Source organism: Kitasatospora sp. NPDC058048 (genome assembly GCF_042885555.1).
GTDB classification, from domain to species: Bacteria; Actinomycetota; Actinomycetes; order Streptomycetales; family Streptomycetaceae; genus Kitasatospora; species Kitasatospora lactacystinica.
On the sequence record NZ_JBHVRT010000104.1, the window covers coordinates 1 to 1301 of the forward strand.

General features: G+C 67.9%; 1 protein-coding gene. It reads left to right on the plus strand.

Annotation, left to right across the window (positions count from 1 at the left end; all coding sequences use genetic code 11):
* The first annotated feature begins 126 nt into the window (after positions 1-126).
* Positions 127-1260 carry an IS30 family transposase gene (locus ACFVVA_RS42125; protein ID WP_387696018.1) on the plus strand — a complete coding sequence of 378 codons (1134 nt, stop codon included), beginning with the start codon at positions 127-129 and terminating at the stop codon, positions 1258-1260.
* Positions 1261-1301 lie beyond the last annotated feature (41 nt).

The window sequence follows — 1301 nt, forward strand, 5'->3', positions numbered from 1 at the left end:
CTTAGGTTCTAGGGATCGTTGCAACACCCCAGTTCAAGGGGTGCAATGTTCGAGATCCGGGAGAACCGGATAGCGGCTCAGGGTCGCAGGACCCTGGTCCGTGAGCGGGAGGAATACTTCCGACTCATGGACCAGGGCCTGAGCAGCCAGGAAGCGTGCAGACGCGTCGGGATCAACTACCGAACCGGCAAGCGATGGCGTAACGGCCGCAACGCATCGAGCGGCATAAAGGCGTATCCACCGATCTGTACGCCCTTGCCGGAGGACGGTCCGTCCCGGTACCTGAAGGAGGCCGAGCGGATCCACATCGCCGATCGCCTGCGGGAGAAGGCGACCATCCGCGTCATCGCCGCCGAGCTCGGCCGCAGCCCCTCCACCATCAGCCGGGAGATCAAGCGCAACCATCATCCCGGCAGCGGCGCGTACCGCCCGCACGCGGCCCAGGCCCGAGCCGACGCCCGGCGGCCCCGTCCTAAGCCGGGCAAGATCAGCCAGAACCCGGAACTGCGGGACTTCATCCAGCACCACTTGGACAAGAAGTGGAGCCCGGAGCAGATCTGCCAGGCTCTTCGGGACACCTTTCCCGAGCGGCCGGAGATGCACGTGGTCCACGAGACGGTCTACCAGGCCCTCTACGTCCAAGGGCGCGGAGAACTCCGCCGGGAACTGGCCGGCGCCCTGCGCAGTGGCCGCACGCGCCGCAAGCCGCACCGCCAGGCCGCCTGCCGCCAGCCCAGGTTCGCCACCCCGATGGTCATGATCAGTGAACGCCCGGCCGAAGCCGAGGACCGGGCCGTGCCTGGCCACTGGGAGGGCGATCTGATCATCGGCAAGGACGGCGCCTCCGCGATCGGCACGCTGGTCGAGCGCGCCACCCGCTACGTGATGCTCCTGCACCTTCCGAACGGCCGCGGCGCCGAGCACGTACGCGACGCCCTCGTAGATACCGTGCGGATCCTGCCCGGTCACCTGGCGCGGTCGCTGACCTGGGACCAGGGCAGCGAGATGGCGGCCCACGGCTCGTTCAGCGTCGCCACCGGCATCCCGGTCTACTTCTGCGACCCGGCCAGCCCCTGGCAGCGCGGCTCCAACGAGAACACCAACGGCCTGCTGCGGCAGTACTTCCCCAAGGGCACCGACCTGTCCGTCCACAGCTCCGAGCACCTGACCGCAGTCGCCGCCGAACTCAACGGCCGCCCACGCAAAACGCTCGGCTGGGAAACCCCAGCCGAGCGCCTGCATAAACTCATCGCGGCCTGATCAAACCAACCACGTGTTGCTACGACCCCTGGAAACCGCCG

Coding starts and splice junctions, on each gene's coding strand:
- ACFVVA_RS42125 (WP_387696018.1), top strand. CDS start 127: ATGGACCAGGGCCTGAGCAGCCAGGAAGCGTGCAGACGCGTCGGGATC.